Here is a 6,071-nt window from a genome sequence, read left to right as displayed (position 1 = left end):
CGGTGGAAGGGCGGGTAGGGGACAGCCCCGCAGGGCCCGGTCCCGGTCCCGGCCCGGGGCCTACGCCGCCCGGAGTGCCGAGAGGGCCCGCGTGGCGATCTCCCGCCCGATCGGCAGCGAAGCGGTGGCCGCCGGCGACGGCGCGTTCAGCACGTGCACCGTCCGCGGCCCCTCCTTGATCAGGAAGTCGTCCACCAGCGTCCCGTCCCGCAGCACTGCCTGCGCCCGCACCCCGGCCGCGGTGGGGACCAGGTCCTCGGCGCGCACCGCCGGCAGCAGCCTGCGCACCGCGTCGGTGAACGCCGCCTTCGACAGCGACCGCCGCACCTCGCCCGCCCCGTACCGCCAGTGCCGCGCGGCCATCCGCCAGGCGCCCGGCCAGGCCAGCTCGTCCGCGAGGTCCCGCGGCCGCACCACGCCCCACCCGTACCCCTCGCGCGCCAGCGCCGGCACCGCGTTCGGTCCGACGTGGACCCCGCCGCCGATGCCCCGCGTCAGGTGCACGCCGAGGAAGGGGAACGCCGGGTCCGGCACCGGGTAGACCAGCCCGCGCACCAGCTCGGGCCGCGCCAGGTCGTAGTACTCGCCGCGGAACGGCAGGATGCGCATCCCCGGGTCGTCCCCGGCCATCCGCGCGATCCGGTCGCACTGCAGGCCCGCGCAGTTCACCAGGACCCGCGCGCGCACCACCAGTCCACTGCTCGTCCGCACCGCCACCCCGGCCGCGCGCCGCGAGATCAGCTCGACGGCCCCGCCGTAGACGATCTCCGCCCCGGAGGACTCCGCGAGCTGCTGCGCGACCCGCCCGTAGTCCACGATCCCGGTGGTCCCGACGTGGATCGCGGCCAGCCCGCGCACTTCGGGCTCGTACTCGGAGATCTGCGTCGGCCCCAGCTCCCGCACCGGGATGCCGTTCTCCCGGCCCCGCTGCACGAGCGCGTGCAGGCGCGGCAGTTCGTCCCGTTCGGTGGCGACGATGAGCTTGCCCGTCACCTCGTGCGGGATACCGTGCTCCGCGCAGAACTTGACCATCTCGGCCGCCCCGCGCACCGCGAAGCGCGCCTTGAGCGATCCGGGCTTGTAGTAGATCCCGCTGTGGATCACGCCGCTGTTGCGGCCCGTCTGGTGCCGCGCCGGGCCGTCCTCCTTCTCCAGGACGACCACTCGGGTCCCCGGAGCGAGCCCGGCGAGGGCATGCGCCGTCGACAGCCCGACGATTCCGCCGCCGATCACCAGCACATCGCAGTCCACCCTGCCCATGCTGCCCACGCCGCCCACACTGACACCTCCCACCCCTGCATAGTGCACCCCGCCACTGACAACGAGGCGACGCGGGGCCTATGCCGGGGTCACCAGCAGAGGCCTCGCCCGCTCGCGCAGTTCGGCGACGCGCGGTTCGTCACCGTACGGTTCCAGCCGGTGCAGCAGGTCCCGTACGTATTCGGTCGTCCGTGCGGACGAGATCCGCCCGGCGACCTCCACCGCCCGGGTGCCCGCCGCGCACGCCGCGTCGAGGTTCCCGGACTCCAGCTCGGCCACCGCGCTCACCACGAGCCGCAGCCCGTGTGATCGTACGTACTCCTCGGTCGGCCGGGACAGTGCCTGTTCGGTGAAACGCCTTACCTGTCGCGGGAGTTTGAGGTCGCGGTAGCACTCCGCCGCATCCGCCGCGAAGCGGTCGTACGAGTAGAAGCCGAGCCAGGTCGGATCGGCGTCGCCCTCCCGGGCCCGCTCCAGCCAGCTCTCGGCGGCCCGCAGCGCGGCCCCGGCGGCCGCCGAATCCCCCGCCTTCGCGTGCGCCCGGGCCTCGACGAGGCGGAAGAAGCTCATCGTGCGCGCGGTGGCCAGGCCCCGGTTGCGCTCGACGGCGGCCTGCGCGAGGTCCACGCCCTCGTCGGGGAAGTCCCGGTAGGTGGCCTGCAGGGACATCGACGCCAGCACGTACCCGCCGAGCGGTACGTCGGCGGCCGCGCGGGCCAGGCGCAGCGCCTGGATGTAGTAGCGCTGGGCCGCTTCCTGCTGCCCGGTGTCGAAGGCCATCCAGCCCGCCAGCCGCGTCAGCTCGGCGGTCGCGCCGAAGAGCGCGCGGCCCACCTCGTCGGTGTAGGAGCCGAGCAGCAGCGGTGCCGCGTCCACCCGCAGGCATTCGGGGACCATCGAGGAACGCCAGTCCCCGCCCCCGTACTTGGAGTCCCAGCGGCGGGCGTCCTCGGCGGCCTCGCGCAGCTTGGTCACGTCGCTGTGGCCCACGCGCTGCGGGCCGGCCTCGGGCGCGGAAGGGGAGGGCGTTTCACCCGAAGGCTGGGCGGGCACACCCCCGACGTGGGCGCCGGGCGGCGCCGGAAGGCCTTCCGGAGGGGCCGCGCCCGGCACCGGTTCACGCGATGTCACGGTCGTGCGGGAGGGCACGGCGCGGTGTTGCACCTGCCCCGGTTCGCGCGCCACCGAGCTGTCCGCCGGAGATATCAGCCACCGCGAAGCCGGCGTCGCATAAGCCGACACCGAGAAGGAACCGGCGAGCGACTGCCAGATCCCGCCACCGCCGCGCCGTCCGGCGAGATCGAGCCGGTAGAGGTCGGTGGCCGAGCGCACGGCGGCGCCCACGTCGCGCGGGAAGGACAGCCCGACCTCGGGCGCCGGGTCCGCGTCCGCGAGCCCGATCTCGTGCAGCGGCACGGGCCGGCCGAGCTTCGCGCCGATGGCCGCCGCGATCAGGTGCGGGGCGGCGCCCTGGGGCACCATCCCCTTCGAGACCCACCGGGCCACGGACGTCTTGTCATACCGAAGCGTCAGGCCGCGCTGCGCGCCGAGGTCGTTGACCCGGCGGGCGAGCCCGGCGTTGCTGATGCCCGCGAGGGCGAGGACGGCGCCGAGCTTCTCATTGGGCTCGCGGAGCTCCCTGGACATGCGCCACCCCTCGTCACACGCGGAACGCATACGCCGCCGGGGCATAGGCGCCCGGCATTTCGTAAACCCAGCGTAGTTCCCCGCCTCCCAAGCGTTAAGGCCTCTTGTTCCGTATGGCGGGATTGTTGTCCGTATGCACAGTCGGGCGGGCCCCCGGGCCCGGGGCGCACGTGTCAGCGCGTGCTCCGCCCGTGTGGCCGTGCGCCCGGCCGTGCGCTCTGGCCGCTCCGCGGGCCCGGCGATTCGATGTGCGGTGCGTGGGTCGGCCCGCCGCGTGGATCCGGCGGGCCGGGGGACGCCGCTGCCTCAATCCCCGCGGGTGGCGGAACGGTCCGGGGGGCGGACGCCGCCTCCCGGACCGCGCTCCGCCGTGCCCCGCCGGACGGGACCGGCGGGTGCGCGGCACGGCCGAAGAATGGCCGAAAGCGACCTATGGGACGGTGGGAACGGAACGCCAAATACCGCATGGACGGGGCGTGTTCGTTTGCACGTGCGCCCCCCTTAACCACTCTCGCGCGCCCGTCTCGTGGCAGCATGGTCCCCGAGCCACCCGGGGTCCCGCCGGCCGTGCCCAGAGAGCCTGCCGCGCCGTTGGTACCCCGGTCAGGTGCCCACGGGCTGGGGAGGCGGCGGTGCGCTGGTTGGTGGGGTGGAGCAGTATCTCCGCGAGCTTCGGCACGGCCGGACGCGTAGCGGGCCCGGGCTCCGCCCACAGCACCGCACACCGCTCCGGCCAGGGCACATACGGCTCCACGCCGGGCTACGGGCAGGGCCACGGCCAGGCCGCGTACGGCACCGGCCCCGACGGATGGGCCGACGGAGCCGTCCACGGAGGCCTCGCCGACGCCGACCACCCGGACGACCCGGCCGCAGCCGACGCCGACCGCACCGTCGTCCCCGTGGGCGCCCAACTGCTCTGGGGAGACCCCGACCCCCTCTGGGCCGTCGGCGACTGGCGCCCCGACGAGATCCGCACGATCACCGCGGACCCCACGGACCCCTTCACCCGGCTCGTCGTCCTCGGCTGCTGCGGCGCCACCGACGAGGAACTGCGCCGCGCCCTCTACGCCGCCCGCGGCGGCGCCCTGCGCCACCTCACCCAATGGCCCGGCAGCTACACCGCCGTCGTCCAGGCCGGCCGCCGCATCACCGTCCTCGGCGACCTCGCCGGCGCCCGGCCCGTCTTCTACACGCCCTGGGCGAGCGGAACCGCGTACGCCACGGCCGCCCTCCCGCTCGCCGACCTGATCGAGGCGCAGCTCGACATCGGCCATCTCGCCGCCCTGCTGGCCTGCCCCGACAGTCCGGAGGCGCTGGGCGACGGCACACCGTACGTCGGCGTTCGCCGCATCCCGCCCGGCCACGCGCTGATCCTGCGCGAGGGCTCGCGGGAGATCACCGGGTACGAGTCGGTGGCCTCCCTCGCGGTGGCCGCCCCCGAGGCCGAACCCGAGCGCGCGGTGGAGGGCGTACGGGAAGCTTTGGTCGACGCGGTGCGCGCCCGGCTCACGGCTCCCCGCCATGCTCCCGAGGCAGTGCCCTACGACCCCGGCCCCGTCCCCGGAATGGGCCCCGCCGACCGGCGCGCGGCCCGCGGCGCCCCCGCGCCCGTCCCCGGAGTCGGCGCCGACCTCTCCGGCGGCAGCGCCTCCGCCACCCTCGCCCTGCTGGCGGCCGGCCTCCCCGGAGCACCGGGCACCATCCTCAGCCGCACCGGGGAACGCCTCCTCGCCGTCACCTTCAACGACCTGGCCACCCCGCAGGGCCGCGAGGCCGAACTCGAACGCGCCCACGCCATCGCCGCCAACCCCCGCCTGCACCACGTGGTCGTGGCCGCCGCCGAGGAAGCCCTCCCGTACGCGGACCTCGACGGCCCCCTCACCGACGAACCGGGCCCGTCCCTCGTCTCCGCCGCCCGCGAGCGCCGCCGCCTCGCCGCCGGCTCCGCGGACCACTTCACCGGCCACGGAGCCCGCCAGGTCCTCGACGCCCACCCCGCCCGGCTCGCGGACCTGCTCCTCGACCGCCGACGACGCCACCTGCTGCGCCCGGTCGCCGCCCTCGCCCGCTCCGCCCCCGGCGACAACTCCCTCCTGGTCCCCTTCTCCATCTACTCGGCCGCCCGCCGCCTGGCCCGTACGCCGTACCGCGCGGGCATGGAGGCCGCGGCGGCCCGGCTCCGCGAGGGCGCCGCCGGCGGGGGCACGTCGGGGAACCCGGTGGACGCCTCACTCGCCGCCCTGACCTGGTCCCGCCCGGGCCCGGCCGCGGCCTGGCTGACGGGCGAAGCCCTGGCGGAGGTATCGATCCGCCTCACCGCGGCCGCGGGCCGCCCACCCCTCTCGCTCCGCCCGGGCGAGGCCAGGGCCCGCGCCGTGCTGGCCCGCCACGCCGCGGGCCACCGGGTCTTCGAACAGGCCGTGGAGGTCCGCAGCCAGCGCCTGCACGCCCCGTTCCTGGACAACCAGGTCGTACGGGCCGCCCGCGCCCTCCCCGAATCCCTGCGCGTCCAGCCCGGCGCGCGGGCGGCGATCCTGCGCAGCGTCCTGTCCTCGGCCGGCGTCCGCGAACTCCCCGAGGGCTGGGGCGCGACAACCCAGGCCCCCAACCACTCGGCGACGCTCCTGGGCCTACGAGCAGCGCTCCCGCAACTCCTCTCCCTCTTCACCTCCCCCCTCCTGGCGGACGCGGGCCTGATCGAGGCCAGGGTGGTCCGCCAGGCCCTCGCGGACGCGGCGGACGGCCACCCCGTCCCCCTGGACGGCCTGGCCGAACTCGTCTCCATGGAACTCTGGCTGGGCCGCCTCCTGGCCCGCCGAGGCACCTGCTGGACAGGCACCTCCACCCCCCGCCGCCGAGCAGTCCCCACCGTCACCCCCTCCCGCCGCCCGGCCCTCTCGTAACCCACGAGAGACGGCCGAGCCCGCCGCCAATCCCCTTCCCCGCCGTGAATTCACGCTCAAGCCGGGGACGATCTCAGCCCCGCCGTGAATTCACGCTCAAGCCGGGGACGATCTCAGCCCCGCCGTGGGTGCATGCTCCGGCCGGGGGCGATCTCAGCCCCGCCGGCGTTTGAGGCGCGGCCACGGCGCCGCAGCCGAGTACGGCGGGCCGCGAAGGCCGTCCCGTGGGGGGGCTTAGGCCAATGGGCCGGGGCGGGGTCG

General features: G+C 75.7%; 3 protein-coding genes. 1 reads left to right on the top strand and 2 read right to left on the bottom strand.

Annotated features, from left to right (window positions below; genetic code table 11):
* Window positions 1-60: 60 nt before the first annotated feature.
* Together lhgO and ACWGDE_RS34970 are read right to left on the bottom strand one after the other, a co-directional pair.
* Window positions 61-1,260: an L-2-hydroxyglutarate oxidase gene (gene lhgO / locus ACWGDE_RS34975; protein ID WP_453393092.1), complete on the bottom strand. Its 1,200-nt coding sequence runs from the start codon at window positions 1,258-1,260 to the stop codon at window positions 61-63.
* Between the two features lie 78 nt (window positions 1,261-1,338).
* The gene (locus ACWGDE_RS34970; protein WP_453393091.1) at window positions 1,339-2,907 is read right to left on the bottom strand and encodes a sporulation protein; all 1,569 of its coding nucleotides are present in this window, start codon (window positions 2,905-2,907) and stop codon (window positions 1,339-1,341) included.
* A gap of 632 nt (window positions 2,908-3,539) precedes the next feature.
* Between ACWGDE_RS34970 and ACWGDE_RS34965 the strand changes: the two genes are divergently transcribed.
* Window positions 3,540-5,810 (top strand): asparagine synthase-related protein, encoded by a 2,271-nt coding sequence (locus ACWGDE_RS34965; protein WP_453393090.1) that lies wholly within the window; start codon window positions 3,540-3,542, stop codon window positions 5,808-5,810.
* The last annotated feature ends 261 nt before the right edge of the window (window positions 5,811-6,071 follow it).

Source organism: Streptomyces sp. NPDC054956 (genome assembly GCF_053609185.1).
Note: the sequence above shows the minus strand (reverse complement) of the source record. Positions and strands in the feature narration are given on the sequence as shown.